Raw genomic sequence first — 2,540 nt, 5'->3', positions numbered from 1 at the left:
CTGTAAAGGAAATAGACGCAGGTCCATCCCACGGAGCCATGAAACTAGCATGATATTCATAAAATGCTTTCTTAACCGGATCCATTAACTCATTGCCATCCCATGCCTCAGGTATCAACATCATCATTACATGAGGAAGTGAACGGCCGGTTAGGGTAAGCAATTCAATCATATTATCAAGGCAAGCAGAGTCAGATTGGCCTGTAGTTATTACAGGCAAAAGCATATCCATTTCTTCCTTGCTGAAATAGGGAGTCGTAAAACCTTTTTCACTTGTCTTTAGCCAGTTAAGGTTACCCTGAAGCGTATTGATCTCACCGTTGTGGGCGATATATCGAAACGGCTGAGCAAGTTTCCATGATGGAAAAGTGTTAGTGGCAAATCGCGAGTGAACCAACGCAAACGTTGATACTACCCTTTTATCATTCAGATCGGGGTAATAGTTACGTAATTGAGAACTGGTTAACTGTCCTTTGTAAATAACTGTTCTGTATGAAAGTGATGCAAGGTAAAATCCTACCGCGTCTTTTTTTACACTGTTGTCAATTGTATGGCTGGCATAATTTCGTAAAATAAAGAGCTTTCGTTCAAACTCTTCAGGGTTAGAAATGTTGTCAGGGCAAGCAATAAATACCTGCTCAATTTCTGGTTCAACAGATAGAGCCGATGGTCCTATTCCTTCCTGGTTAACAGGTACTTTACGATAATGTAAAACTTCAAGCCCAAGTTTTTCAGCAGAACGATTGAAGATTGTTCTGCACTCTTCTCTAAGGGGAACATCCTGCGGAAAAAAAATCATTCCGGCAGCATATTTACCAAAAGAAGGTAGTTGGATACCCGTCTTAATACATTCGTCAAAAAAGAATTCATGGGGAGTTTGAATAGTAATACCTGCGCCGTCGCCGGTATTGTCTTCGCAACCACAGGCCCCACGATGCTCCATGTTCTCAAGAACAGTGAGCGCGTCTGATACTATTTGGTGCGACTTGTTGTTCTTAATATTTGCAACAAAGCCGATACCACACGCATCATGCTCAAATTCGGGGGAGTATAATCCAGTACCTGTCATAAATCGGAGATGTTTAAAAAATATGAAATAATACCTACTGCTAGGTATATGACTTTTGTACTGGCAAGCAATCGTTAAATGTGTCTTTCGGAAACCCGAAAAATTAAAACTGATCTTACTTTTGTTAATCGTTAGGTAAAGACAAAGTTTGAGGCAACCTTTCTATTATCCCTTTTTCAAACAACAGGCACTTCGTCTTCTACCAAATTTAATTTTCTTACACCGGCAACAGACAATAATATTATTAATCATTTACAGTAGTGAAATTTAAAAGAATTCTACGAGACCTTTACCAGTATTGCCTTTCCTCGTATTTTTTTTACGACGTCCAAGGTACCTTTAATCTCGTTACCGTAGGATAAATACAAATGTTATAACAAATTTTTTCATCTACACATAGAAACACCCATAGAAGATAATTGTGATATGCAACTTTGAAACCAGAGATGCCGGTTTGACAAAGTGATGAACTGAGCGTAGCAAGGATGATGCTATGGAAAGATTGGAGCGTAATTAAGAAAAAGCATTTGTAACCACAAATGACAACCAAAAGACATTAGCACATGGCATTTACGTGTTTCTACATTAATTTCGCCAACAATGTTGAAACCGCTCGAAATATTAAAAATTGCTAACCAGGCAACCATAGACCCGTCTCTTGATTTGCTTTTTCAGAAAGAGCAAACCATACCTGGTTCTATCCAATATTCAATCAAGCGATATTACAATCAGTTTCCTCAGGGTTCGGAAGATACGGGTATGATGGTATATCATTATCATACAAACCAACCAGAAAAAAATTATCTAGAGCTTAGATATTGCAATATTGGCAACAGGTATTGCGAGGAAAGAAGTTGTTCGAAATGTAGTGAATTACCGACCAATAATTGTAGCGGCAAACAACACACTGTTGATGTTTTTACTTTTCATTTTACGCACTCTTTTTTAAGCCAGTTTACGCATAACATAAAACTAAGTAACCGTAAAGATGAAGTGTTAGCTTTTAAGCATCCGTCTTCATTTACAAAAACATTTCCTGTTTGTAATCGCAAGCGGATTGTGTTAGATTCATTACTTAATCATAGCTACAGTGGAAGTCTCGAAAATATTTTTTTAAATGCAAAGATTCACGAGCTGTTATTGTATAGCCTTGAATGTCTTGTTGACGAAAAAGAAGAAGGCTTCTCATGTAAGTTTTTAGCTAACGAGCTGGACAGGGAGAAGATTTTACATGCCCGTGAGGTGTTGTTGCAACATATCGGAGATCCAATAACAATTAAAGAATTAAGTCGCAAGGTTGCTATAAACGAGTGTTACCTGAAGAAGGGCTTTAAAGAAATTTTCGGAACGACGATATTCGATTTCTATCAACAACAACGGATGGAGCATGCTAAGTATCTCTTGTACGAAAAAGGCTTAAGCGTTACCGATGTTTCTGCATTACTTGGCTACTCTTCTATCTCCCATTTTT

At 38.0% G+C, this 2,540-nt stretch carries 1 protein-coding gene and 1 pseudogene; one reads left to right on the top strand and one right to left on the bottom strand.

What is annotated here, in order from left to right; translation table 11 throughout:
* Positions 1 to 1,069, bottom strand: a pseudogene (locus JWR87_RS00055) (glutamate synthase subunit alpha); the annotation flags it as partial.
* Between the two features lie 600 nt (positions 1,070 to 1,669).
* On the opposite strand from JWR87_RS00055, the gene JWR87_RS00050 reads away from it, so the two are divergent.
* The coding region (locus JWR87_RS00050; protein WP_297814378.1) for an AraC family transcriptional regulator at positions 1,670 to 2,540 on the top strand (871 nt) is incomplete at its 3' end.

It is taken from the genome of Segetibacter sp., from assembly GCF_025963695.1.
Classification (GTDB): Bacteria; Bacteroidota; Bacteroidia; order Chitinophagales; family Chitinophagaceae; genus Segetibacter.
The sequence above is the reverse complement of the archived record's forward strand: the minus strand, read 5'-3'. Positions and strand labels throughout refer to the sequence as shown.